Annotated in this window: 20 protein-coding genes and 1 pseudogene; 10 read left to right on the forward strand and 11 right to left on the reverse strand. The window is 71.9% G+C overall.

The annotated features are described in order from the left end of the window. Positions 1 to 23 precede the first annotated feature (23 nt). Entirely contained in the window at positions 24 to 2,501 is a 2,478-nt protein-coding gene (locus tag QWM81_RS19270; RefSeq protein WP_290113362.1) for a DEAD/DEAH box helicase, read from the forward strand. On the opposite strand, the gene QWM81_RS19275 is transcribed toward QWM81_RS19270, so the two are convergent. The 7 genes from QWM81_RS19275 to ssd all read right to left on the reverse strand — a co-directional run bounded on the left by QWM81_RS19275 (position 2,443) and on the right by ssd (position 7,341). Continuing rightward, the gene (locus tag QWM81_RS19275) at positions 2,443 to 2,805 is read right to left on the reverse strand and encodes an Rv3654c family TadE-like protein (RefSeq protein ID WP_290113363.1); all 363 of its coding nucleotides are present in this window, start codon (positions 2,803 to 2,805) and stop codon (positions 2,443 to 2,445) included. The genes QWM81_RS19270 and QWM81_RS19275 overlap by 59 nt on opposite strands. After that, a complete protein-coding gene (locus QWM81_RS19280; protein ID WP_290113364.1) occupies positions 2,802 to 3,158 on the reverse strand; it encodes a TadE family type IV pilus minor pilin in 357 nt (118 codons plus the stop codon). Before QWM81_RS19280 ends, QWM81_RS19275 begins: the two co-directional genes overlap by 4 nt. Before the next feature lie 70 nt (positions 3,159 to 3,228). Further along, complete coding sequence (locus tag QWM81_RS19285; protein ID WP_290113365.1) at positions 3,229 to 3,429, reverse strand: DUF4244 domain-containing protein; 201 nt, start codon at positions 3,427 to 3,429, stop codon at positions 3,229 to 3,231. Between the two features lie 42 nt (positions 3,430 to 3,471). Beyond that, complete coding sequence (locus QWM81_RS19290; RefSeq protein WP_290113382.1) at positions 3,472 to 4,200, reverse strand: type II secretion system F family protein; 729 nt, start codon at positions 4,198 to 4,200, stop codon at positions 3,472 to 3,474. A gap of 38 nt (positions 4,201 to 4,238) precedes the next feature. Then, entirely contained in the window at positions 4,239 to 5,078 is an 840-nt protein-coding gene (locus QWM81_RS19295; RefSeq protein WP_290113383.1) for a type II secretion system F family protein, read from the reverse strand. Positions 5,079 to 5,089: 11 nt separating this feature from the next. Then, entirely contained in the window at positions 5,090 to 6,241 is a 1,152-nt protein-coding gene (locus QWM81_RS19300) for a TadA family conjugal transfer-associated ATPase (protein WP_290113366.1), read from the reverse strand. Continuing rightward, entirely contained in the window at positions 6,238 to 7,341 is a 1,104-nt protein-coding gene (gene ssd / locus QWM81_RS19305) for a septum site-determining protein Ssd (protein WP_290113367.1), read from the reverse strand. The genes QWM81_RS19300 and ssd overlap by 4 nt, the downstream gene beginning before the upstream one ends. A gap of 731 nt (positions 7,342 to 8,072) precedes the next feature. Here ssd and QWM81_RS19310 point away from each other — a divergent pair. Next, positions 8,073 to 8,903, forward strand: coding sequence for an HAD family hydrolase (locus QWM81_RS19310; protein ID WP_290113368.1), 831 nt, complete (start codon positions 8,073 to 8,075; stop codon positions 8,901 to 8,903). Positions 8,904 to 9,601: 698 nt separating this feature from the next. On the opposite strand, the gene QWM81_RS19315 is transcribed toward QWM81_RS19310, so the two are convergent. Further along, positions 9,602 to 10,558: a Fic family protein gene (locus tag QWM81_RS19315; RefSeq protein WP_290113369.1), complete on the reverse strand. Its 957-nt coding sequence runs from the start codon at positions 10,556 to 10,558 to the stop codon at positions 9,602 to 9,604. 113 nt (positions 10,559 to 10,671) lie between these two features. Here QWM81_RS19315 and QWM81_RS19320 point away from each other — a divergent pair, with 113 nt between their 5' ends. Then, entirely contained in the window at positions 10,672 to 11,658 is a 987-nt protein-coding gene (locus QWM81_RS19320; protein WP_290113370.1) for an ATP-binding protein, read from the forward strand. Here the strand turns inward: QWM81_RS19320 and QWM81_RS19325 are convergent. Then, positions 11,636 to 12,961, reverse strand: a complete 1,326-nt coding sequence (locus QWM81_RS19325) for a polysaccharide deacetylase family protein (protein ID WP_290113371.1) — start codon at positions 12,959 to 12,961, stop codon at positions 11,636 to 11,638. The two genes, QWM81_RS19320 and QWM81_RS19325, sit on opposite strands and share 23 nt — an antisense overlap. A 327-nt stretch (positions 12,962 to 13,288) precedes the next feature. Between QWM81_RS19325 and QWM81_RS19330 the strand changes: the two genes are divergently transcribed. The 6 genes from QWM81_RS19330 (at position 13,289) to QWM81_RS19355 (ending at position 21,548) form a co-directional block, all read left to right on the forward strand. Continuing rightward, positions 13,289 to 15,685: a SulP family inorganic anion transporter gene (locus tag QWM81_RS19330; protein WP_290113372.1), complete on the forward strand. Its 2,397-nt coding sequence runs from the start codon at positions 13,289 to 13,291 to the stop codon at positions 15,683 to 15,685. A gap of 234 nt (positions 15,686 to 15,919) precedes the next feature. Then, on the forward strand, positions 15,920 to 17,935 hold the full coding sequence (gene acs, locus QWM81_RS19335) for an acetate--CoA ligase (RefSeq protein WP_290113373.1): 2,016 nt from the start codon (positions 15,920 to 15,922) through the stop codon (positions 17,933 to 17,935). Positions 17,936 to 18,246: 311 nt separating this feature from the next. Then, positions 18,247 to 19,722, forward strand: a complete 1,476-nt coding sequence (gene nhaA / locus QWM81_RS19340; RefSeq protein ID WP_290113374.1) for a Na+/H+ antiporter NhaA — start codon at positions 18,247 to 18,249, stop codon at positions 19,720 to 19,722. A 37-nt stretch (positions 19,723 to 19,759) separates the two neighbouring features. Beyond that, positions 19,760 to 20,308 carry a phage holin family protein gene (locus QWM81_RS19345; protein WP_290113375.1) on the forward strand — a complete coding sequence of 183 codons (549 nt, stop codon included), beginning with the start codon at positions 19,760 to 19,762 and terminating at the stop codon, positions 20,306 to 20,308. After that, positions 20,305 to 21,234: an alpha/beta fold hydrolase gene (locus tag QWM81_RS19350; protein ID WP_290113376.1), complete on the forward strand. Its 930-nt coding sequence runs from the start codon at positions 20,305 to 20,307 to the stop codon at positions 21,232 to 21,234. The genes QWM81_RS19345 and QWM81_RS19350 overlap by 4 nt, the downstream gene beginning before the upstream one ends. Before the next feature lie 134 nt (positions 21,235 to 21,368). Beyond that, positions 21,369 to 21,548, forward strand: a complete 180-nt coding sequence (locus QWM81_RS19355; RefSeq protein WP_290113377.1) for a hypothetical protein — start codon at positions 21,369 to 21,371, stop codon at positions 21,546 to 21,548. Positions 21,549 to 21,949: 401 nt separating this feature from the next. Here QWM81_RS19355 and QWM81_RS19360 read toward each other — a convergent pair whose 3' ends face one another. Together QWM81_RS19360 and QWM81_RS19365 are read right to left on the reverse strand one after the other, a co-directional pair. Next, positions 21,950 to 23,149 carry a MarP family serine protease gene (locus QWM81_RS19360; RefSeq protein WP_290113378.1) on the reverse strand — a complete coding sequence of 400 codons (1,200 nt, stop codon included), beginning with the start codon at positions 23,147 to 23,149 and terminating at the stop codon, positions 21,950 to 21,952. 75 nt (positions 23,150 to 23,224) lie between these two features. Beyond that, positions 23,225 to 23,878 (reverse strand): NUDIX hydrolase, encoded by a 654-nt coding sequence (locus tag QWM81_RS19365; RefSeq protein ID WP_290113379.1) that lies wholly within the window; start codon positions 23,876 to 23,878, stop codon positions 23,225 to 23,227. A 114-nt stretch (positions 23,879 to 23,992) separates the two neighbouring features. Here QWM81_RS19365 and QWM81_RS19370 point away from each other — a divergent pair. Then, positions 23,993 to 24,180: pseudogene (locus tag QWM81_RS19370) on the forward strand (hypothetical protein); the annotation flags it as partial.

Here is a 24,180-nt window from a genome sequence, read left to right on the forward strand (position 1 = left end):
CTGGGGACGGATCGCCAGCCGCGATGGCATTCAATCACTTACCAGCAGCCATGCACGACGCCTTGGGAGCATTGTCCGTCATGCCGGTGACACACTCGGTGCCGATGGCCATGAATCACCGCCCCAGTCGACCTCCCGAGAGCGGGGACACCCGCCCCTCCCCCGGTACGGTCCTTGACCGGCTCGCCGCGGGGGCGAACCGGGCTGCGCGCATCACTCATACGGAGCACCTGCCCCCCAGACCGGGTAGGCATGCCGTCTGGCCGGATCGCATCCGCCCAGAAGTGATCAACGCCATCCGTACGGCGGGTATCGAGCACCCGTGGGCCCACCAGGCGGCCGCCGCGGAGCACGCCCTGGACCGCGAATCGGTCGTCATCGCCACCGGCACCGCGTCCGGCAAGTCCCTCGCCTATCTGGCCCCCGTCCTGTCCACGCTGCTCGACGGCTCCGAGGCGGCCAACGGCCGGGGCGCCACCGCCCTGTACCTCGCCCCGACCAAGGCCCTCGCCGCCGACCAGCTGCGGTCCGTGAAGGGGCTCGCCGCTCCGCTGGGCAACCGGATCCGGCCCGCGGCGTACGACGGCGACACGCCCGTCGAGGAACGCGAGTGGGTCCGCCAGTACGCCACTTACGTACTGACCAACCCCGACATGCTCCACCGGGGCATACTCCCCTCCCACCCCCGCTGGTCCTCCTTCCTGCGCGCCCTGCGCTATGTCGTCATCGACGAGTGCCACACCTACCGCGGGGTGTTCGGGGCCCACGTCGCCCAGGTGCTGCGGCGGCTGCGCCGCGTGTGCGCCCGCTACGGCGCGTCCCCCGTCTTCCTCCTCGCCTCCGCCACCGCCGCCCAGCCGGCCCTGGCCGCCGGACGCCTGACCGGCCTGCCCGTCACCGAGGTCGCCGACGACGCCTCCCCGCGCGGCGAGCTGGTCTTCGCCCTGTGGGAGCCGCCGCTCACCGAGCTGCAGGGCGAGCAGGGCGCCCCGGTGCGCCGTACCGCCACCGCCGAGACCGCCGATCTCCTCACGGACCTGACCTTGCAGGGGGTCCGCTCGGTCGCCTTCGTACGCTCCCGGCGCGGGGCCGAGCTGATCTCGGTCATCGCCAAGGAGCGTCTGGCGGAGGTGGACCGCTCCCTGCCCAAGCGGGTCGCCGCCTACCGGGGCGGCTACCTGCCCGAGGAGCGGCGGGGCCTGGAGCGGGCCCTGCACTCCGGGGAGCTGCTCGGGCTCGCCGCGACGACCGCCCTGGAGCTGGGCATCGACGTCTCCGGCCTGGACGCCGTCCTGATCGCCGGCTACCCGGGCACCCGCGCCTCCCTGTGGCAGCAGGCGGGCCGCGCCGGACGCTCCGGGCATGGGGCACTCGCGGTCCTGGTGGCCCGCGACGATCCGCTGGACACGTTCCTCGTCCACCATCCCGAGGCGCTGTTCCGCCAGCCGGTCGAATCGACCGTCCTGGACCCGGACAATCCGTACGTCCTCGCCCCCCATCTGTGCGCGGCCACCGCGGAGATGCCGCTCACGGAGTCCGACCTAGGCCTGTTCGGTCCGGCCGTTTCCGAGCTGCTGCCCCAGCTGGAGTCGGCGGGCCTGCTGCGCCGGCGGGCCTCCGGCTGGTACTGGACCCGCCGTGAACGCGCCGCCGATCTCACCGACATCCGCGGCGAGGGCGGCAGCCCCGTCCAGATCGTCGAGGCGGGGACGGGCCGCCTGCTCGGCACCGTGGACGAGTCGGCCTCCCACGCCGCCGTTCACGAAGGCGCCGTCCACCTCCACATGGGCCGCACCTATCTGGTCAAGGAGCTGGACCTGAAGGACTCGGTCGCCCTCGTCGAGGAGGCCAATCCCCCGTACTCCACCACCGCCCGCGACACCACCACCATCTCCGTACTCGAAACCGACACCGAGATCCCCTGGGGCGACGGGCGCCTGTGCTACGGCTCCGTCGAGGTCACCAATCAGGTCGTCTCCTTCCTCCGTCGCCGTCTGATCACCGGGGAGGTGCTGGGCGAGACCAAGCTCGACCTGCCGCCGCGCACCCTGCGCACCCGCGCCGTGTGGTGGACCGTCACGGAGGACCAGCTGGACGCCGCCCGGGTGAACCCCGAACAACTGGGCGGCGCCCTGCATGCCGCCGAGCACGCCTCCATCGGGCTACTGCCGCTCTTCGCCACCTGCGACCGCTGGGACATCGGCGGGGTGTCCATCCCGCTCCACCCGGACACCCTGCTCCCGACGGTCTTCGTGTACGACGGGCACCCGGGCGGTGCCGGATTCGCCGAGCGTGCCTTCCGCACCGCCCGCGAGTGGCTCACCGCGACGCGCGACGCCATCGCGTCCTGCGACTGCGAGGCGGGGTGCCCCTCCTGCATCCAGTCCCCCAAGTGCGGCAACGGCAACGACCCGCTGCACAAGCGGGGCGCCGTCCGCCTCCTCACGGAACTGCTGAGGGGAGCCCCGGAAGCGCCCGAGGAGGCCCCGCCCGCGCCCTGACCTCCGGCGTGTACGGCCCGAAGCGCGCCCGTGCCGTCACGTCGGCGATCTCGCCCCGTACCGTGCACCGCACCACCTCCGCCCCCTGCGCCCGCGCCACCCGGGCCGCCGCCCCGCACGCGTCGGCCGTGCCCCACAGCGCCCGGTCGGCCGCCGCCAGCGCGGCCAGGTCCGCGGCGCCGCCCGCCAGGTGGCGGGAGGCCACCGCCTGCCCCAGGGCCAGGACCGCCGCGAACACCGCACACATCACGGTGGCGGCCATCGCCGCCCACACCGTCGCCGAGCCGCGGTCGGCGCCGCTCATGGCGTCACCCCCACGGTGTCCTCGGCCAGCGCCGCCGCCTCCGCACTGAGCGTCAGCGCCAGCGCGCCCGGCCCCGGCGTGGGAGCCTCCACCCGCACGCGCCACAGCTCGCCGGCCCGCTCCACCGCCACCCGGGCGCCTCCGGGAGCAGCCGACCGCGCCGCTGCCACCGCCGCCTCACGCGGCTCCGAGCGGGCCACCGCCCGCGCCCCGGCCCGGGCCGCGTCCACGCACTGGATCTGCGCGGCGGCCGCCATCAGCGCCCACACCAGGGCCATGGTGAACAGCACCAGCGCCGGCAGGACCGTCGCCGCCTCGGCCGTCACCGAACCACGGTCACCGCCGACCGTCACCCAACCACGGTCACCGCCGCCTGTCTCATCAGCCAGGGCCTCGGCAAGGGGGGCCTGAGCACCGGGGGTCTCAGAACTGGGCATTGAGCGCCCTCCCGATCACCGACTCCAGCCCGCCCGACACCACATCGCTCGTCACGATCTTGTAGAGCACGGCCGCGAAGGCACACGCGGCGATCGTGCCCATCGCGTACTCGGACGTGGTCATCCCCGCGTCCTCACGCGCCCTGCCCAGCAGTGCCTTCATCCGGTTCCACATATCCGCCCCCATGAGTTGTCAGTCCGTCACAACAGTTCGCTCTGAAGCACGCCGCTACAGAAGTTCGCTCGCCAGCCCGATCACCACCGGCGCCACTCCGACCGCGAGGAAGGCGGGCAGGAAGCAGAGCCCCACGGGCGCCGTGATCAGCACTTGTGCGCGCTGCGCACGGGCCGTGGCCTGCCGGGCCTGTTCCGCCCGCAGCCCGGCGGCCAGCCGGGAGACCGCGTCGGCCGCCGGAGCGCCCGAGGCGCTCGCCCGCTCCAGGCAGCGGGCCAGTGGCCGGGCGCCCGGTATCTCACCGAATCGCCCCCACGCCTCGGCCGGTTCGCCGCCGAGGCGCAGTTCGGCCGCCGCCCTCGCCAACCGGTCGCCGACCGGACCACCCAGCGACTCCCCGACAGCCTCTGCCGCCTCGCGCGGTGCCGCCCCCGCCGACAGGCACGCCGCCAGCAGGTCCGCCGCCAGCGGGAGCCGGTGCGCCACCTCCCCGCCGTCGTCCCCGGCCGGGCGCGGGCGCCGCTGCCACTTCCGTACGCCATAGGCGGCGGCCGCTCCGACCGCGCACCCGGCAACCCCTTCGACCAGGACCCAGCCCGTGATCGCGGCGCCCAGGGGTGCCGCCCACTTGCCCACCCACGTGCCGTACTCCGGCCGCCAGGTCCGGTGCCGCCCCAGCTCGGCACCCAGCAGCGCCGCGATCCGTCCGCGCACCCGGCGCTCACGCCGCCGTGCCGCGACCGTCCAGCACACCCAGCCCGCACTCGCCAGCACGGTGAGCATCGTGAGCACCGCACCGAGCGTGTGCGCGCGGTCCCCGGTCACAGCGCCTCCCCGGCCCGTACGACCCGTCCGGCCCACCACAGGCCCATGGCCTCCAGGAGCCCACCCACCACCAGGCAGCCCCAGCCCGCCGGGGTGTGCAGCAGCACCCGCAACGGGTCGGCACCGAGCGCCCAGCCCATCGCCAGGCCCACCACGGGCAGCAGCGCCAGCAGCCCCACGGTCGACCAGGCGCCCGCCAGTTGGGCCCGCAGCCGCTCCTGCTGGTCCCGGCGTTCCCGCAGTGCCGCCTGCAACCGGTCGAGACCCGCCGCGAGACCGGCCCCGCCGTCCACGGCCACCTGCCAGCAGGCGGCCACCCCGGCCAGCCCGTCCGCGCCGTCCTCCCGGGCCGCCCGCCGCAGTGCCTGCGGTACGTCGCCCCCGAACCGCGCCGCCGCCAGGACCGCCGCCTCCTCACGGCCCAGCGCGCCTGTGGAGCGCGCCGCCCAGAGCAGCGCCTGCGCGGGCTGCCATCCGGCACGCAGCTCGCCCGCGACCGCACCGCACAGCGCGATCACCATGTCCGCCCGCCGCGCCCGCTCCCTCGCGTGCCCCCTGGCCCGCAGCCGCCGCCTCACCAGCGGCACCGCGACCGCGCCCGCAGCCAGCGGCAGCACCGACTCGCCCAGCACCGCCAGGACCACCGCCGCCACCAGGCACAGCCACTCGCGCCGCACCCACACCACGGGGCCCCACCGCCGCCAGGTCCACAGGGCAGGCATCCTCGCCTCGCCGCCGCCCCCGCCGCCCGCGAAGAGCAGCCGGGCGCGCCGCGGTCCCCGCTCGCGGTTCCACAGCAGCCAGGCGGCCGCACCGGCGCACACCGCCGCGTACATCGGCTGTCCCGTCACCACAGCGCTCCCCCGATCAGCGACCGCAGCCGCTCCCAACCCCGCTCTTCCCGAAACCCCTCGGCACCCCACCGCAACGCGGGAACCGTCACCACCAGGCCCCGACCGTCCCGCTCCAGCACATGGACCTCGGCGATCCGCCGCTGCCCGGCCCGGTCCCGCACCAGGTGCACCACCACCGACAACCCGGCCGCCACCTGGCTGTGCAGCGCCGCCCGGTCGAGCCCGGCGGCCGTCCCGAGGGCCTCCAGCCGGGCGGGCACATCGGCGGCGGTGTTGGCGTGGACAGTGCCGCAGCCGCCTTCGTGCCCGGTGTTCAAGGCGGCCAGCAAATCGGCCACCTCAGCGCCACGCACCTCACCCACGACCAGCCGGTCGGGCCGCATCCGCAGCGCCTGCCGCACCAGGTCCCGCAGCGTCACCAGGCCCGCGCCCTCCTGGTTCGGCGGCCGGGCCTCCAGGCGGACCACATGCGGGTGGTCGGGCCGCAACTCGGCCGAATCCTCGGCCAGTACGATCCGCTCACGCTCACCCACCAGGCCGAGCAGCGTGGAGAGCAGTGTCGTCTTGCCGGAGCCCGTGCCGCCGCTGACGAGATACGACACCCGGGCCTCCACCAGCGCCCGGAGCAGGCGCTCCCCGCCCGGTGGGACCGTGCCCGCCGCCGCCAGCTCGCTCAGCGAGAAGGCCCGTGGCCGCACCACCCGCAGCGACAGGCACGTGGAGCCGACCGCCACCGGTGGCAGCACCGCGTGCATCCGCGTCCCGTCCGGCAAGCGCGCGTCCACCCACGGCCGGGCGTCGTCCAGCCGCCGCCCCGCCACCGCCGCCAGCCGCTGCGCCAGCCTGCGCACCGCCGCGGCGTCGCGGAAGGTGACGCCCGACAATTCCAGCCCCGCGCCCCGGTCCACCCATACCCGGTCCGGCGCCGACACCAGCACATCCGTCACCGCCGGATCGGCGAGCAGCGGCTCCAGCGGCCCGGTGCCCACCAGTTCACCACGCAACTCCTCGGCGGCCCCCAGCACTTCGGCGTCCCCCAGCAGCCGACCCTGCGCCCGAAGAGCCGCCGCCACGCCGGCCGGAGTCGGGTCGGCGCCGCTCTCCACGAGTCGCTGCCGGACGGCCTCCAGCAGCTCCGCCGTCACGACGCCCCCTCCCCGGCCAAGGCCTGCTCCCAGAACGCCGCGCAGAACCGCCCCAGCGGGCCCCGCGCGCTGTCGCCGGGCGGAGCGCCCGCGTCGAGCGCCGCCAAGAGCCCCGTTTCCACCGGTAGTTCACCGGCGAGCGGCAGGCCCAGCACGTCGGCGATCCACTGTTCGTCCACCCCGGCGGCGTACGGTCCGCGCACCACTACCCGCAGGTCCCGCAGCACCATGCCGACCGTGGACGCGACCCGCTTGGCGCCCGCTACGGCCCGCAGCTCGCCGGGTACGACCAACAGCCCGAGGTCCAGCTGCGCCAACGCTTCCGCGGTCGCCTCGTCCACCCTGCGCGGGAGATCCACGACCACGACGCCCCCGCGTCTCCGGGCCGCCGCCAGCACCGACCGCATCGCCTCGGGCCGGATCACCACCGCGTCACCCCGGTCCCAGCTGAGCACGCGAAGCCCCCGCAGCGAGGGCAGTGACTCCTCCAACGCCCCGCCGGCGACCCGGCCCTTGGATGCGGCGAAATCGGGCCACCGCAGCCCCTCCGCCTGCTCTCCACCGAGCAGTACGTCGAGTCCACCGCCCAGCGGATCGCCGTCCACGAGCATCGTCCGCCGGCCGCCGCGCGCCGCTGTGACCGCCAGTGCGCAGGCCAGCGTGGAAGCCCCGGCACCGCCCCGCCCGCCGATCACTCCGACGGTCAGCGCCTGCCGACCCACCCCTTCGGCCACATCGGCGATCCGGTCGACCAGCCAGCTCTCCGCGTCGGGCAGTCGCAGCACGCAGTCCGCCCCGATCTCCACCGCCCGTCGCCACACACCGGGGTCGTCCTGGTCGCGTCCCACGAGCATCACGCCCCCTCTGCGCGCGGCGCCCCGGCACCGGCCGGCCGCGTCGTCGCCCACCAGAACCAGTGGCGCGGCCTCCCAACGCGCCTTGCGCTCCGGCACCGAGTGGTACACCTCCGGATGCGCGCCTGCCGCGGCGCACAGCCTCAGCAGGTCGTCGAGCAGCTCCGCGTCCTCGGTCACGATCAGCGGCCCGGCCCGCCGCCCTTCATCGGCCGGTGCTCGGTCGGATGTGATGGATTCGGCCATGGTCTCCGCCCCCTCTTTCCTGTCTTCTCCGTGGGGTGCGCGGGTCTTCCACGGGCGCCACGAAGGCTTCCGCGTCAGTCGCGTACGCGATGCCGCGCGCAAGCTTCCGGACGGCCGCACGCATCGCTCACGACACGTACGCCCGGCTCCCGCTTGTCTCCCCGCACCTCTTCGCTTCCTCTTCTTCGCGCCGTCCGGGCGTCCTCCAGGTGAGGTGCGCGTCAGACCCGTCGGATGCACGTGAGGTGCACGTCAGATGCGCGCGCCTCCGCGCGGTTCGAGCGCGATGAGAGATCCGCGATTCCTTCGCCCGCGGACTTCGCGGACGGAATCACCGTGCACGGCTTCCGGAAATTAAGTGGATCTTGCTCAAAAACTGTGGATAACCCACCGGTTGTGAATATCCCAGTAGCCCATACCAGCGACTTCCACAGAGCAGCACATCGGCTACTCTGAGTGATGAACGACGTCGGACCACGGCACCCGCCGAGAGCGGGGGAAGAGAGAGCAGAATGATCGGATACAGCCGCCACCCACGGACGGAAACGCGTCCGGACATGCGACGACCCCCGCCGGGGGGGAGAGCGGGGGTCGTCTCTCCGGCCGACTCGGGGGGGGAGGAGTCGGACCGGGTTAGCACGGTCGCGAACGATCCGTGACTTCCATGGTGTACCCGAGAGGCCTCTTAGGCAAACCCACACGCCCGAGCGTAGGCCGAATGGAGGGCACCTATGCTCAGGCTCGTGGAAAACCACTCCTTGCCGCGCACAGCAGCCTTCTTTGACCTGGACAAGACGGTCATTGCGAAGTCATCGACGTTGACCTTCAGCAAGTCCTTCTACCAAGGCGGTCTGATCAACCGCCGCGCCGTACTGCGTACTGCCTACATCCAGTTCGTCTTCCTGGCCGGCGGCGCCGATCACGAACAGATGGAGCGGATGCGCGCGTACCTCTCGGCGCTCTGCAAAGGCTGGAACGTCCAGCAGGTCAGGGAGCTGGTCGCCGAGACCCTGCACGACCTGATCGACCCGATCATTTACGACGAGGCGGCGTCCCTGATCGAGGAGCACCACGCCGCGGGCCGGGACGTGGTGATCGTGTCCACCTCCGGCGCCGAGGTCGTCGAGCCCATCGGCGAGCTGCTCGGGGCCGACCGGGTCGTGGCGACGCGGATGGTCGTCGGCGACGACGGCTGCTTCACCGGGGAGGTGGAGTACTACGCCTACGGCCCCACCAAGGCGGAAGCGATTCGCGAACTGGCCGAAACGGAGGGATACGACCTGGCGCGCTGCTACGCGTACAGCGACTCGGCCACGGACCTGCCGATGCTGGAGTCTGTCGGCCATCCGTACGCGGTGAACCCCGACCGCGCGCTCCGCCGCGAGGCCGTGGCCCGTAACTGGCCGATTCTCGTCTTCAGCCGCCCGGTCCGGCTGAAGCAGCGGATCCCCACCTTCCGGATGCCGCCGCGCCCCGCCCTCGTGGCTGCCGCGGCGGTGGGCGCCGCGGCAGCCACGGCGGGCCTGGTCTGGTACGCCAACCGGCGTCGGGAGTCGGCATGACGACGACGTCCCCGCACGGAGATCCGCGTAGGGCCTGCGTAGGGCCCGCGTAGGGCCCTCGGCGGCCCGGGGGAGACTCACACAACGCGGGATGCCGGGCCCGGGGGGCGAGGTCTCATTCGGCCCCATTCCGGATCAAAAGTAAAAAGTGGAGTCAGGGCTTTCGTATATCTCCGGACGGTAGTACAAAGGACTTAACGGCCCGCGAGACCGAGGAATCCGAAAGGATCCCTGTTGAGCAAGAAGGCCCCACGGACCGAACAGCACGAAAGCTGAGCACCCACGCGACGTCGACCCGTCGATTACGGGCCAGCCGCACCAGGCGTCGGGCAAAGTCCCCGCCTGATGGGCATATATCGAGGACGCATGGTAACTCGGCGGACGTGCCAGCGGCGGTACCGGAACCGGTACCGCCGCAACCCTGTTCAGGCCTTCCCATGAAGCCGCCGACGCCCACCAGGCCGCGCCCGCCCGCCCACGCCGCACCCGCCCGCCGACCAGACCGGCGCGCCCGGAGGCCGGTGAAGGCCCGCGCGGGCTCCCCGCGAAGCCACCCGGCGCACCCTGGCCGGCAGTCTTTACGCGCCCCGCCCCCCGCTGGAGTGCCTCGCCGCCCCCCCCGGGCGCACTGTGGGCGGGCGTTCCACCCCTCCTGTGCGCAGCGCCTCGCCGGCCCCCGGCACCCTGGGCTGCTGCCCCTACGCCGCGCCGCGCTGGAGTGCCTCGCACACCGCCGTCGACTCCCGGACGCCGAGTTCCACCGCCCGCCCGCAGTGCGCGATCCAGGCCGCCATGCCCTCCGGCGTACCGGACAGGTAGCCCTCGAACGCCGCGACGTACGCGGCGCGGCCCTGCTCGGCGTGGCCCACCTCGGCCGGGCAGATCGCCTTGGGGTCGAGCCCGCTCCCGATCAGCACGATGCGCTCGGCCGCCCGCGCGACCAGTCCGCTGTACGAGGTGAAGGGCCGCAGCGCCAGCAGCTCGCCGTGCACCACGGCGGCCATCACCAGTGCGGGAGCCGAGCTGCCCGCGACGATCAGATCCGCCAGGCCCTCCAGCCGGCCCGCGACCTCGGTGGCGTCCGGCAGCGGTGCCTCGATCAGCGGCTCGTGGACGGCCTCACCGTCCCGCCGCGGCCGCCCGACCGAATCCCCCGCGCCCGCCACGCCCGCCACGTCGCCCCCAGCCGCCAGCCCACCGGCCCCAGCCCCAGCCCCAACGGAAGCCGAGGCCGCACCCGGGCCGGCGATGTCCGAGGACCTCGTCGGGTGCGCCGCCGCGACCAGGTGCAGCCGGGCCAGCACCCGCAGCGGTGACTGCCGCCAGATGGACAGCAGCTGACCGGCCTCGGCGCTCAGCCGCAGCGCGGCGCCGACCGTCCGCGCCTCCTCGTCCCCGCCGAAGTCCGTACGCCGACGTACCTCCTCCAGCGCCCAGTCGGCGCCGGACAGCGCGGCCGAGGCCCGCGCGCCGCGCAGCGCCGCCTCCGAAGTGACCTCGTTGCCGCGGCGCCGCATCACACGGTGCCCGTAGACGCGGTCGACGGCCTTGCGAACGGAATCCACGGCTTCGGGCACGCCGGGCAGCGCCCCCAGCGCGAGCAACGGGTCTCCCCGCCGCGAGGAAGGGGAAGGGTCTGCGGCACTCGTACTCATAAGTAGCGAGGCTACGCGTCCCGCCACCCGCGCCCCACTGAGGAGTGGTGTTCCTCATACATCGTGGCCGCGTGGCGCAACCGGCCCACCACGCACCGCTACGCTAGCTGAATATGAAGATCGCTTTCGTAGGGAAGGGCGGCAGCGGCAAGACCACGCTGTCCTCGCTCTTCATCCGACACCTCGCCGCCAACGAGGCCCCCGTCATCGCGGTGGACGCGGACATCAACCAGCACTTGGGGACCGCGCTCGGCCTCGATGACGCCGAGGCGGCCGCACTGCCCGCGATGGGTGCGCATCTGTCCCTGATCAAGGAGTATCTGCGCGGCACCAACCCCCGGATTCCGTCCGCCGAGACGATGATCAAGACGACGCCGCCCGGTGAGGGATCGCGGCTGCTGCGTGTGTGCGAGGACAACCCGATCTATGAGGCGTGCGCCCGGACCGTACGCCTGGACGACGGCGACATCCGGCTGATGGCGACCGGCCCGTTCACCGAATCCGACCTCGGGGTGGCCTGCTACCACTCGAAGGTCGGCGCGGTGGAGCTGTGCCTGAACCACCTGGTCGACGGGCCGGAGGAGTACGTGGTCGTCGACATGACGGCCGGTTCCGACTCGTTCGCCTCCGGGATGTTCACCAGGTTCGATCTGACGTTCCTGGTGGTGGAGCCGACCCGCAAGGGCGTCTCCGTCTACCGCCAGTACAAGCAGTACGCACGCGACTTCGGCGTCGCGCTCAGGGTCGTGGGCAACAAGGTCCAGGGCATGGACGACGTGGAGTTCCTGCGGGAGGAGGTCGGCGACGACCTGCTCGTCACGGTCGGGCACTCGGACTGGGTCCGCTCGATGGAGAAGGGCCGTCCGGCAGCCTTCGAGCTGCTGGAGGTCAACAACCGGATGGCGCTGCAGAGCCTGCAGAACGCCGCGGAGGACTCCTACCGGCACCGCGACTGGGAGCGCTACACACGCCAGATGGTGCACTTCCACCTCAAGAACGCGGAGAGCTGGGGCAACGCGAGGACGGGCGCCGACCTGGCAGCGCAGGTCGACCCCGGCTTCGTACTGAGTGAGAGGATCAGCGCTGCTCAGCCCGCTTGACCGCCGCAGAGACGGGAGCGGCGGGAGCAGCGGGAGCGGAGGCGGCGGCGGGCGCCGAGGTGGCGGGCGGCTGGGCGGCGAGGAAGGCCGGCCAGCCGTCCTGCGGGGACTGGCCGACCTCCAGGGTCCGCAGCTTCGCCAGTACGGCGGGGTCCTGGGCGTCCAGCCAGTCGGCGAGCTGCCGGAAGGACACGCAGCGCACCTCGCTCCGGACGCAGACCTCCGCGATCGTCTCCTCGATGGCACGCATGTAGGTGCCACCGTTCCAGGACTCGAAGTGGTTGCCGATGATGAGGGGGGCGCGGTTGCCGTTGTACGCGCGGTCGAATGCCCGCAGCATCCCGTCGCGGAACTGGTCGCCCCAGAACCGGTGCATGGAGGGCGAGCCGTTGGCCGTCCCCGACTGGTTGACCATGAAGTTGTAGTCCATCGACAGCGTTTCGAAGGACCGGCCGGGGATGGGGATCATCTGCAGTGAGAGGTCCCACAGCCCCTGGTCCTGCTTCGGCCAGACCTGGTCGTTGACACCGCTGGTGTCGTAGCGCCAGCCCAGTTCACTCGCGGCGCGCACAAAGTTCTTCCGGCCCTCCAGGCAGGGGGTGCGGGCGCCGATGAGTTCCTTGTCGTAGTCGAAGGGGAGCGGACTCTCGGCCTTCAGACCCGAGTGGGTCCTCCAGTTCTTGACGAAGGACTTGGCCTGGGCGATCTCGTTCTTCCAGTCCTCGACCGACCAGGTGCCGACCCCGCTCTCCGGGCCACAGAAGTGGCCGTTGAAGTGCGTGCCGATCTCGTTGCCCTCCTGCCACGCGCCGCGCAGTTCGCGCACGGTGTCGCGGATTCCCTCGGTGTCGTTGAAGCCGATGTCGGAGCGGCCGGGGGCGTGGCCGGGCGGGTCGTAGAGTGCCGACTTCTCCTCCGGCAGCAGGTATACGCCGCTGAGGAAGTACGTCATCGTCGCACCGTACTTCCGGCCCACCTTGCGGAAGTGGGAGAAGAGCTGCTGGCTGTCCTCGCCGGCGCCGTCCCACGAGAAGACGACGAACTGCGGTGGCCTCTGCCCGGGCTTGAGGCGCTCCGGCTTGAGCAGCCCGGGCTGGGCGCCGGTGTAGGCGGTGGAGCCGTCGCCGATGAGGCGGACCGCGCTCTTGGGCGCCGCGGCCGGCTTGGGACCGTGGGCGCCCTTGATGGGGGCCTTGCCGGGGCCGGCGCATCCGGCCATCCCGGCCATTCCGGCGATCAGTGCCACCGCGGCCGCGCCGACAGTGATCTTCTTCGTGGCGGCGGTCTTCTTCGTGGCGGCCATCTTCCGCCCACCCTTCTCGTCTCCCCACAGGGGGCTGCACGGGCTCTTTACGGGCTCAGCACGGGTCTGCTGCGAGCGCCGTCAACCTCGCACCGCGCACGGGGCGTAGAAGATACGACAAGCCGCACTAGAAGGACTTATCACTGGATCGAGTGAAAGAATGCCCCTTTTGCCTCGAAAATAATGCCGCAGACTTTACTCTGCATTACCCTCTGTTTACACAGAGTTGGCACTCCCGCCGCTGTACGCCGTGACCCACGGCCGCGACCCCACGTTCGTTCCATCCGCACGTACCGCGACCGCGCCGCCCCGGAGGAGACGGGAACCATGACCGCCTGCGTCCCAGCCCGCACGAGCCGCACCCGCGGCACCAGCCGCACCGGCCGTACGTCCCAAGCACCCGACGCGCCTCTCAAACGACCGCACAGCCCGCCGGGCCGTCGCCGATTCCCGGTAGCGGGCTGCGACGTGTCCGCCTCCCTCGTCGTATTCCTCATCGCGCTGCCGCTCTCCCTCGGCATCGCCCTCGCCACCGGCGCACCGCTCCAGGCCGGCCTGGTGGCCGCCGCCGTCGGCGGCATCGTCGCCGGCCGGCTGGGAGGCTCGCCGCTCCAGGTCAGCGGACCGGCGGCCGGCCTGACCGTCGTCACCGCCGAACTGATCCAGACCTACGGCTGGCGCACCACCTGCGCCATCACCGTGCTCGCCGGATTCGCCCAACTCGGGCTGTCCGTCCTGCGGGTGGCGCGCTCGGCCCTCGCGGTCTCCCCGGCCATCGTGCACGGCATGCTGGCCGGCATCGGCGCCACCATCGCCCTCGCCCAGCTCCACGTGGTCCTCGGCGGTACGCCGCAGAGCTCCGCCGTGGACAACGTCCGTGGGCTACCGGCCCAGTTGGCCGACCTGCACCCGGCCGCGCTCTCGGTCAGCGCGCTGACCGTCGCCGTCCTGCTGCTGTGGCCACGGATCCCGGGGCGTACCGGCCAGATCCTGCGGAAGGTACCGGCCGCGCTGGCCTCGGTGGCCGCGGCGAGCGTCCTCGCCGTCGTCGCCGGAATCCGGGTGCCTCGCGTGGACCTGCCCTCCTGGAGCAGCCACGCGCTGCCCGGGCTCCCCGAAGGCCCCGTCCTCGGCATCGCCGCCGGTGTCCTGACCATCACGCTCGTCACCAGCGTCCAGTCGCTGCTGTCGGCCGTCGCCGTGGACAAGCTGGCCGCCGCCCGCAAGGACCCCAAGACCCATGTGCCGCGCTCCAACCTCGACCGGGAGCTGGCGGGGCAAGGAGCGGCGAACATCGTCTCCGGGGCGCTCGGCGGACTACCGGTCGCCGGGGTCGCCGTGCGCAGCGTCGCCAATGTGTCGGCGGGCGCGATCAGCCGCCACTCCACGATGATGCACGGCCTGTGGGTGGTACTGGCGGCGCTGTTCCTCGTCCCCGTACTGGACCTGATCCCGCTGCCCGCGCTCGCCGCGCTGGTCATGGTCATCGGCATCCAGATGGTCAGCATCACCCACATCCGCAGCGTCACCCGCCACCGCGAAGTGCTGGTGTACGCGGTGACGGTGACGGGCGTCGTACTGATCGGCATCCTGGAGGGCGTGGGGCTCGGCATCGTCGTGGCGAGCGCTGTCGCGATGCACCGGCTGACCAGGACACGGATCACACGGGAGACCAAGGACGGTGTCGAACACATCAAGGTACGGGGGCAGTTGACGTTTCTCGCCGTGCCCCGGCTGAGTCGGGTCCTGCACCAGATTCCCCAGGGAGCGGACGTCGTCGTCGAGTTGGACGGATCGTTCATGGACCACGCGGCCTACGAGACCTTGCAGGACTGGCAGATGTCGCACCTGGCCCAGGGCGGGCAGGTGGAGATGACCGGCCGCACCGGCGTCCGGATCGCCGAACCCGGCGCGGGCACGCACGCGTGCTGCCGGCCGTGGACACCGTGGCGCAACCACCACTGCGGTGAGCACCCGGCCACCGAGTCCAAGCGGCACACGGAGACGCACCAACTGGCCCGTGGACTCGGCTCGTTCCAGCGCGATACGGCTCCACTGGTACGTGAGGAGCTGGCCAGGCTGGCACGGGAGGGCCAGCGGCCGTCGCAGCTCTTCCTCACGTGCGCCGACTCCCGCCTGGTCACCAGCATGATCACGGCCAGCGGTCCCGGCGACCTGTTCACCGTACGGAACGTGGGCAACCTGGTGCCGCTGCCCGGCAAGGAGAGCGGGGACGACTCCGTGGCGGCCGCGATCGAGTACGCGGTGGACGTGCTACGGGTGCAGTCCATCACCGTGTGCGGGCACTCGGGCTGCGGGGCGATGCAGGCACTGCTCAGCAGCAGTCCCGACGCGCCCCAGACGCCGCTGCGCCGCTGGCTGCGGCACGGCGTGCCGAGCCTGGAGCGGATGAGGAACACGCACCGCAGCTGGGCGCGGATCTCGGGCAGAATGCCGACCGATGCGGTGGAGCAGCTGTGCCTCACCAATGTCGTCCAGCAGCTGGAGCACTTGAAGGCCCACGAATCGGTGGCCCGGCGCATCGCGGACGGCACGCTGGAGCTGCACGGCATGTACTTCCACGTGGGCGAGGCACAGGCGTACCTGCTCTCGGACACGGACACGGGCGCTCCTTCGAGTACGGGCACCGGTGCGGAGAACATCGTCTTCGACCGGGTGGCGCCCTCACCCTGCCCGTCCGCCCGGGAGAGGGAGCCGGCCTGACGGTGGCCCCCGGTCACCCGTGCGCACGCATCTGAACCTTCGGCGTACCGCGTCCGTGGAAGTGAGCGGTGGCCCCTTCTTCCCACCGCCCGGGAGGAAGGGGCCACTTGACCCACCCTGTCCCGTTCACTCCGTCAGCCGACACGGCACCGGAAGGCATACGCCGAGACCGGCAAAGAGGTCTAAACCAGTGTGCCGGTAGCTCTTGTCACCCGGGCATCTGGCTGATGAGCTATGGGCTGGGACACATCGGACGCCCTGGGAATGGGAGATGTCGTGAGCAACGAAAGCCTGGCTGGGGGCGCCCCCTCAGGGGGACTCCTGAAGGAGGAGCGGCGGTTCGCACCGCCCGCCGAGCTGGCCGCGAACGCCAATGTGACGGCGGCCGCGTACGAGCAGGCCAAGGCGGACAGGCTCGGCTTCTGGGCCGAGCAGGCGCGTCGGCTCAGTTGGGCCACCGAGCCGACCGAGACCCTCGACTGGTCGAACCCGCCCTTCGCGAAGTGGTTCGCCGACGGCAAGCTCAACGTGGCGTACAACTGCGTGGACCGGCACGTCGAGGCCGGACACGGCGACCGGGTCGCGATCCACTTCGAGGGCGAGCCCGGGGACAGCCGGGCGATCACGTACGCCGAGCTCAAGGACGAGGTCTCCAAGGCGGCCAACGCCCTCACCGAGCTCGGCGTCCGCAAAGGCGACCGGGTCGCGGTGTACATGCCGATGATCCCCGAGGCCGCTGTCGCCATGCTGGCCTGTGCCCGCATCGGTGCCGCGCACTCGGTCGTCTTCGGCGGTTTCTCGGCCGACGCGGTGGCCTCCCGTATCCAGGACGCCGACGCCAAGCTGGTCATCACCGCCGATGGCGGGTACCGGCGCGGCAAGCCGTCCGCGCTCAAGCCCGCCATCGACGACGCCGTCGCCAGGTGCCCGCAGATCGAGCACGTCCTCGTCGTCCGCCGCACCGGCCAGGAGACGGCGTTCACCGAGGGCCGGGACGTCTGGTGGGACGACATCGTCGCCCGCCAGTCCGCCGAGCACACGCCCGAGGCGTTCGACGCCGAGCACCCGCTCTTCATCCTCTACACGTCGGGTACGACGGGCAAGCCGAAGGGCATCCTGCACACCTCCGGCGGCTACCTGACCCAGGCGGCGTACACCCACCACGCCGTCTTCGACCTCAAGCCGGAGACGGACGTCTACTGGTGCACCGCCGACGTCGGCTGGGTGACGGGCCATTCGTACATCGTCTACGGGCCGCTGGCCAACGGCGCGACGCAGGTCATGTACGAGGGCACGCCGGACACCCCGCACCAGGGCCGGTTCTGGGAGATCGTGCAGAAGTACGGCGTCACGATCCTCTACACCGCGCCCACCGCCATCCGTACGTTCATGAAGTGGGGCGACGACATCCCCGCCAAGTTCGACCTGTCCTCGCTGCGCGTCCTGGGGTCGGTCGGTGAGCCGATCAACCCCGAGGCGTGGATCTGGTACCGGGAGAACATCGGGGGCGGCAAGACCCCGATCGTCGACACCTGGTGGCAGACCGAGACCGGCGCGATGATGATCTCGCCGCTGCCGGGCGTCACCGAGACCAAGCCGGGCTCCGCGCAGACCCCGCTGCCCGGTATCTGCGCCACCGTCGTCGACGACGAGGGCAACGAGGTGCCCCACGGCGGAGGCGGCTACCTGGTCCTCACCGAGCCGTGGCCGTCGATGCTGCGCACCATCTGGGGTGACGACCAGCGGTTCATCGACACCTACTGGTCCCGGTTCACGGGCAGGTACTTCGCGGGTGACGGCGCCAAGAAGGACGAGGACGGCGACATCTGGCTGCTCGGGCGCGTGGACGACGTCATGCTGGTCTCCGGCCACAACATCTCCACCACCGAGGTCGAATCGGCGCTCGTCTCGCACCCGAAGGTCGCCGAGGCGGCGGTCGTCGGCGCGGCGGACGAGACGACCGGCCAGGCCATCGTGGCGTTCGTGATCCTGCGCGGTACGGCGAGCGAGGACGACCAGCTCGTCAACGACCTGCGCAACCACGTGGGCGCCACGCTCGGCCCGATCGCCAAGCCCAAGCGGATCCTCCCGGTCGCGGAACTGCCCAAGACCCGCTCCGGCAAGATCATGCGCCGCCTGCTGAGGGACGTCGCGGAGAACCGGCAGCTGGGTGACGTCACCACGCTCACCGACTCGTCCGTCATGGACATCATCCAGTCCAAGCTGCCGACCGCCTCCAGCGAGGACTGACGGGCTGCGCAGAGCCCCTGACACGAGCGCCCTGACGCCAGTCCCCCCGCATGCGGCGGCATACGGGGGGCGACACACGGGGGGCGCATACGGGGCATATGGCCACAGACGGCACCCGGCTCCAACGAGCCGGGTGCCGTCTTTGTCCCTATGGTGGATTTCGCCGGATACGCCCTTGCGCACGCCGGGTAGGGTAAGGATCTCGTCAACAACACGACAAAAAGATCGTCAAAAAGATCTCAGGGTGCGCCGGGAAGTCTGGTCGGCATGTAGTTCGCCATGCCCGCCGAACCGACCGGAGGTCCCAGCCCGTGGCCGCGCCCAAGCCCACCACCAGCCGCACCTTCCTCACGCGCCTCTCGCTCCCCGAGCGGACGTACATCACGGACGCGTTGCGCACGGAGACCGTGGGCGGTGTCCTGCTCCTGCTCGCCGCCGTCGCGGCCCTCGTCTGGGCGAACACCCCACTCAGCGACAGTTACGAGTCCGTACGCGACTTCCACATAGGCCCGGCGGCGCTCGGACTCGACCTCTCCATCCAGCACTGGGCCGCAGACGGACTGCTCGCCATTTTCTTCTTCGTCGCGGGCATCGAGCTCAAGCGCGAGCTGGTCGCGGGCGAGCTGCGCGATCCCAAGGCGGCCGCTCTGCCGGTGATCGCCGCGCTGTGCGGAATGATCGCCCCCGCCCTCGTATACATCCTGGTCAACGTCACCGGTGGCGGTTCGCTCGCCGGCTGGGCTGTTCCCACCGCCACCGACATCGCCTTCGCGCTCGCCGTGCTCGCGGTCATCGGCACCTCGCTGCCCTCCGCGCTCCGCGCGTTCCTGCTCACCCTCGCCGTCGTCGACGACCTCTTCGCGATCCTGATCATCGCGATCTTCTTCACCAGCGACCTGAACTTCGCCGCGCTGGGCGGCGCCGTCGCCGGTCTCGTCGTCTTCTGGGCGCTGCTGCGCAAGGGCGTGCGCGGCTGGTACGTGTACGTGCCCCTGGCCCTGGTGATCTGGGGCCTGATGTACAACAGCGGCGTCCACGCCACCATCGCCGGCGTCGCCATGGGCCTGATGCTGCGCTGCCACCGCCACGATGACGAGGACCACTCCCCCGGCGAGCGCATCGAGCACCGGATACGGCCCCTGTCGGCCGGACTCGCCGTACCGCTGTTCGCGCTGTTCTCGGCGGGCGTGTCCGTCTCCGGCGACGCGCTGACCGATGTCTTCACCACACCGGTGACGCTCGGTGTCGTGCTCGGCCTGGTGGTCGGCAAGGCCGTCGGCATCTTCGGCGGTACGTGGCTGACGGCGCGCTTCACAAGAGCGACGCTCAACGAGGACCTGACCTGGGCGGACCTCTTCGCCGTCGCGACCCTCGCGGGCATCGGGTTCACCGTCTCGCTGCTCATCGGCGAGCTGGCCTTCACGGGCGACGCGGCCCTGACCGACGAGGTGAAGGCAGCGGTCCTGATGGGCTCGCTGATCGCCGCCGTACTCGCCTCGATCCTGCTGAAGCTGCGCGTACGCCGGTACGCGGCGCTGATCGCGGAGGAGGAGCGCGACGAGGACCTGAGCGGCATTCCGGATGTGTACGAGCAGGATGACCCCGCGTACCACATGAGGATGGCCGACATCCACGACAGGAAGGCCGCCGAGCACCGGCGGCTGGCCAAGGCGGCTGCCGCGGCTTTGGCGGGGGGCGATACGAGGGGCAGTGCGGGGGGCGATGCAGGGGAAGACGCGGAGGAAGTGGCGGGGGCATCGCGCGGCGACGGCGACAGTCCGGCATGATCGGGGGTCGGACTGTAGGAGAGATGAGGGAGCGACGATGAGCGACCCCGCCGGCAATGGTGCACCTGGTGCTGAGCGCAGTCTCGGCCAGCTGGTCGCCTCGGCCACCGCCGAGATGTCCGCGCTGGTTCACGACGAGATCGCGCTGGCCAAGGCCGAACTGCGACAGGACGTCAAGCGCGGCGCGATGGGTGGTGCGGCCATCAGCATCGCGGGGGTGTTCGCGCTCTTCTCGCTCCCGGTGCTGAGCTTCGCGGCGGCGTACGGCATCCACAACCTGGGGCTGGGCCTGGCCTGGTCCTTCCTGATCGTCGGTGGCGCGTATCTGGTGCTGGCGGGGCTGCTGGCGCTGATCGCGGTGTCCAAGTTCAAGCAGGTCAAGCCGCCGGAGCGGTCCATCGCCTCGGCGAAGCGGACGGCCGCCGTGCTCGGCAACGCCAAGCCGCACCCGCGCGGCGCCGGCGATTCCGCTGCGGACGCCCTCGCTGGCTCCGCCGCCGGTTCCGCCGCCGTTTCCGGACGTCCGGTTCGTCCCGCCATTCCGGTCAAGGACGAGGCCGAGGTTGTGGCACGCTCGTCTGCATGACCGTCCCTGAGAGCAGCACTGGCAGTCCCGTACGGATCGATGGTCCCTGGACACATCGCGACGTGGCAGCCAATGGGGCGCGCTTCCATATCGCCGAGATGGGTGATGGGCCGCTGGTGTTGTTGCTGCACGGCTTCCCGCAGTTCTGGTGGACGTGGCGGCACCAGTTGCCCGCGCTCGCCGAGGCCGGGTTCCGCGCGGTGGCGATGGACCTGCGGGGCGTGGGCGGCAGCGACCGTACGCCGCGCGGTTACGACCCGGCCAACCTGGCGCTCGACATCACGGGTGTGGTCCGGTCGCTGGGCGAGCCCGACGCGGCGCTGGTCGGACACGATCTGGGCGGGTACCTGGCCTGGACGGCGGCGGTGATGCGGCCGAAGCTGGTGCGGCGGCTGGCGGTCTCGTCGATGCCCCATCCGCGCAGGTGGCGTTCGGCGATGCTGTCGGACTTCTCGCAGTCGCGGGCGGGGTCGTACGTGTGGGGCTTCCAGCGGCCGTGGCTGCCTGAGCGTCAGCTGGTCGCCGACGACGCGGCGTTGGTGGGGCGGCTGGTCCGGGACTGGTCGGGGCCGCGGCCGCCGGAGGAGGACGCGATCGAGGTGTACCGGCGGGCGATGACGATCCCGTCGACGGCACACTGCTCGATCGAGCCGTACCGGTGGATGGTGCGTTCGATGGCCCGCCCGGACGGGATCCAGTTCAACCGCCGCATGAAGCGCCCGGTGCGGGTTCCGACGCTGCACCTGCACGGCTCTCTGGACCCGGTGATGCGTACGCGCAGCGCGGCGGGGTCGGGCGAGTACGTGGAAGCGCCGTACAGGTGGCGGCTGTTCGACGGGCTGGGGCACTTTCCGCACGAGGAGGACCCGGTGGCCTTCTCGACGGAGCTCATCAACTGGCTCAAGGACCCCGAGCCGGACCGGTAGACCGGTAGACCGGGCGGGTGCGGTTGGCGGCGGTAGGGACGGTTGTACGACGAACAGCCAATTGCCCGGCGCATAGGCCAATTGGCGGGCCCACGGGCGGTTACCGACCTTGGGGCCCGGGCAGACGTCGGGGTATGGGCTGGACGCACGACTACGCTGACGCAGCACGCAACCGCCGCTCGACCTCCGCGCCGATCCCTCCGAGGAGCGGCTCCCAGGGCGGCCAGGGGCCGGACCCCCGCTTCGGCATCTCCCGCATCCTCCGCCGCCGGGCCCGCTGGGTCTCAGCCCGCCTGCGGCATACCCGCACCTAGCCCGCGCCGCGGGCCGGCCGCTGCGCCTCGCAGGGCGCCGGCCGCCCGGGGACCTTGCACCGCGACGGACAGCAGTCGTCTCCTGGGCGGTCCGCCCGTTGTCCGGCTTGTCCGGCGTCAGCCGGTGACGTAGACCTCGGTAGAGGCAGCGCAGGGGCAGGCGTTACGGCCGGGTCGGTGCCGGGTCGGGCCGGGTCGGTCCGTGGGACGACCGGGGCTGCGGCGCGGGCCCGGAGCATGGTGGGCCGGGGACGGATGGTCAGCGTGGCGTACGCGGCCGATGGGCGACCGGACTCCCGGCCGACCGGGGGACTGTCGGCCGGTCGGACCGTCGTACCGTTGGCCGGGCTGGGTGCCGGGTTATCGGCCGGGCTGGACGCCGGGGGCGGCACCCGGCCCGGTCAGAGCGCGCAGCCCTGGCTGTCGACCTGCTGGTTGGCGGTCCTGCCCAGCTCGATGTCCTCGCGGATCTCGTCCGCCGTCAGCGCGTAGCCGGTGTTGGCGTCGTCCAGGGACCTCGCGAAGATGACGCCGTACACCTTGCCGTCCGCCGTCAGCAGCGGGCCGCCGGAATTCCCCTGGCGGACCGTCGCGAACAGCGAGTACACATCGCGGCGCACCTCGCCCCGGTGGTAGATGTCCGGGCCGTTGGCGTTGATCCGGCCGCGGACCCGCGCGGAGCGGACGTCGTAGGCGCCGTTCTCAGGGAAGCCCGCGACGATCGCGCTGTCACCGCTGCGCGCGTCCGTGCCGGTGAACTGGAGCGGCCTCGCCTCCAGGTCCGGCACGTCCAGTACGGCGATGTCGCGCTGCCAGTCGTACAGGACGACCTTCGCGTCGTACCGCCGGCCCTCGCCGCCTATCTGGACGGTCGGCTCGTCCACTCCGCCGACCACATGGGCGTTGGTCATCACGCGGCGCTCGGCGAAGACGAAGCCGGTGCCTTCCAGGACCTTGCCGCAGCTCGGAGCCGTACCGACGACCTTGACGATGGAGCTCTTCGCGCGGGCCGCCACCGGGCTGTTGGCCAGCGCGGGGTCCGGCGCGCGGACCTCGGTGATGGGCTCGTTGGCGAACGGGCTGAAGACCTGGGGGAAGCCGTTCTGCTTGAGGACCGAGGAGAAGTCGGTGAACCAGGTCTCGGCCTGCCCGGGCAGCGCCCGGTCCACGCCGAGCAGCACCTTGGAGTTGCGGACCTCCTTGCCGATGGTCGGCAGGGTGGTCTGGGCCAGGAAATAGCCGAGTAGCCAGGCCACGAGCAGCATGGCGACCACGTTGACGAGGGCGCCGCCCGTGGCGTCCAGGGCGCGGGCGGGCGACCAGGTGATGTGGCGGCGCAACTTGTTGCCGAGGTGCGTGGTGAAGGCCTGTCCCACCGAGGCGCAGACGATCACGATGACGACCGCGACGATGGCGGCGGTCGTCGACACCTTGGCGTCGTCCGTCAGCGGCCCCCAGACGAGCGGAAGCAGGTACACCGCGACGAGGCCGCCGCCGAGGAAGCCGATCACCGAGAGGATGCCGACGACGAATCCTTGGCGGTACCCGATGATCGCGAACCACACGGCGGCGACCAGCAGCAGAATGTCCAGCACGTTCACCGTCACTAGCCTCGCAGATTCGTCTCCGGTCGCCCCTGTCGCCCCGTTCGGCCGCGGAGCACAGCGGTCAGCCTGTCATGCACGCCAGTCGAGCGTGACGTGCTTCGCCCGGTCCCAGGGCTTTTCCCAGCCGGCGAAGTGAAGGATCCGGTCGATCACACCGGCCGTGAAACCCCAGACCAGAGCCGATTCGACCAGAAATGCCGGACCGCGGTGGCCACTGGGGTGGACGGTCGTCGCACGGTTCGCCGGATTCGTGAGATCCACCACGGGCACGGTGAAGACGCGGGCCGTCTCGGCGGGGTCGACGGCGTGGAACGCGCTCGGGGCGCGCCACCAGCCCAGGACGGGCGTCACGACGAAGCCGCTGACGGGGATGTAGAGGCGGGGCAGTACGCCGAAGATCTGTACGCCGGCGGGGTCGAGGCCCGTCTCCTCCTCGGCCTCGCGCAGCGCGGCGCGCAGCAGCCCGTCGCCCTCGGGGTCGCCGTCCTCGGGGTCGAGGGCGCCGCCGGGGAAGGACGGCTGCCCGGCGTGCGAGCGGAGGCTGCCGGACCGCTCCATGAGCAGCAGCTCGGGGCCGCGCTCGCCCTCTCCGAAGAGGATCAGCACGGCGGCCTGACGGCCCCCGTGCTCGGGCGGCAGGAAGCGGCTGAGCTGCTCCGGCGCGATGGTGCGCGCCGCGCGGGCGACGGGCTCCAGCCACTCGGGCAGGCCCTTGTCACTCACCTCAACCGGCTCACGCCGCCCCCGGGGCGCGGAAGCGGGACCCCGGCCGGACTGGGGAGGGGTGCGGGGGGTGGCGGCGGGCGGCGGTGCGGCGTGCTCCACAGGCGCGGGGGCATGGGGCTCGGCCACGGCGGGCGTAGGCAGGTCGGCTGGCCGGGGCGGGGGATGCTCGGCGGGCGCGGGGCGGTCGGCGGGCGCGGGCGCGGGGCGGTCGGCGGGTGGGGCAGCCGCACCGGGGGGCAGGGGGTGCTCAGAGGTCCCGGCAGCGCCGCCGCGCGGGGCGGCGTGCGCGTCGGGGGGCG

It is taken from the genome of Streptomyces ficellus (genome assembly GCF_030406405.1).
Taxonomy (GTDB): domain Bacteria; phylum Actinomycetota; class Actinomycetes; order Streptomycetales; family Streptomycetaceae; genus Streptomyces; species Streptomyces ficellus_B.

Bases quoted from the DNA above. Each gene is read 5' to 3' on its own strand.
- QWM81_RS19270 (WP_290113362.1), top strand. From the start codon at position 24: ATGGCATTCAATCACTTACCAGCAGCCATGCACGACGCCTTGGGAGCA.
- QWM81_RS19290 (WP_290113382.1), bottom strand. From the start codon at position 4,200: ATGCTCACCGTGCTGGCGAGTGCGGGCTGGGTGTGCTGGACGGTCGCG.
- QWM81_RS19315 (WP_290113369.1), bottom strand. From the start codon at position 10,558: ATGAGTACGAGTGCCGCAGACCCTTCCCCTTCCTCGCGGCGGGGAGAC.
- QWM81_RS19350 (WP_290113376.1), top strand. From the start codon at position 20,305: ATGACCGTCCCTGAGAGCAGCACTGGCAGTCCCGTACGGATCGATGGT.
- QWM81_RS19330 (WP_290113372.1), top strand. From the start codon at position 13,289: ATGACCGCCTGCGTCCCAGCCCGCACGAGCCGCACCCGCGGCACCAGC.
- QWM81_RS19275 (WP_290113363.1), bottom strand. From the start codon at position 2,805: ATGAGCGGCGCCGACCGCGGCTCGGCGACGGTGTGGGCGGCGATGGCC.
- QWM81_RS19320 (WP_290113370.1), top strand. From the start codon at position 10,672: ATGAAGATCGCTTTCGTAGGGAAGGGCGGCAGCGGCAAGACCACGCTG.
- QWM81_RS19295 (WP_290113383.1), bottom strand. From the start codon at position 5,078: ATGTACGCGGCGGTGTGCGCCGGTGCGGCCGCCTGGCTGCTGTGGAAC.
- QWM81_RS19345 (WP_290113375.1), top strand. From the start codon at position 19,760: ATGAGCGACCCCGCCGGCAATGGTGCACCTGGTGCTGAGCGCAGTCTC.
- QWM81_RS19310 (WP_290113368.1), top strand. From the start codon at position 8,073: ATGCTCAGGCTCGTGGAAAACCACTCCTTGCCGCGCACAGCAGCCTTC.
- ssd (WP_290113367.1), bottom strand. From the start codon at position 7,341: ATGGCCGAATCCATCACATCCGACCGAGCACCGGCCGATGAAGGGCGG.
- acs (WP_290113373.1), top strand. From the start codon at position 15,920: ATGGGCTGGGACACATCGGACGCCCTGGGAATGGGAGATGTCGTGAGC.
- QWM81_RS19285 (WP_290113365.1), bottom strand. From the start codon at position 3,429: ATGGGGGCGGATATGTGGAACCGGATGAAGGCACTGCTGGGCAGGGCG.
- QWM81_RS19355 (WP_290113377.1), top strand. From the start codon at position 21,369: ATGGGCTGGACGCACGACTACGCTGACGCAGCACGCAACCGCCGCTCG.
- QWM81_RS19325 (WP_290113371.1), bottom strand. From the start codon at position 12,961: ATGGCCGCCACGAAGAAGACCGCCGCCACGAAGAAGATCACTGTCGGC.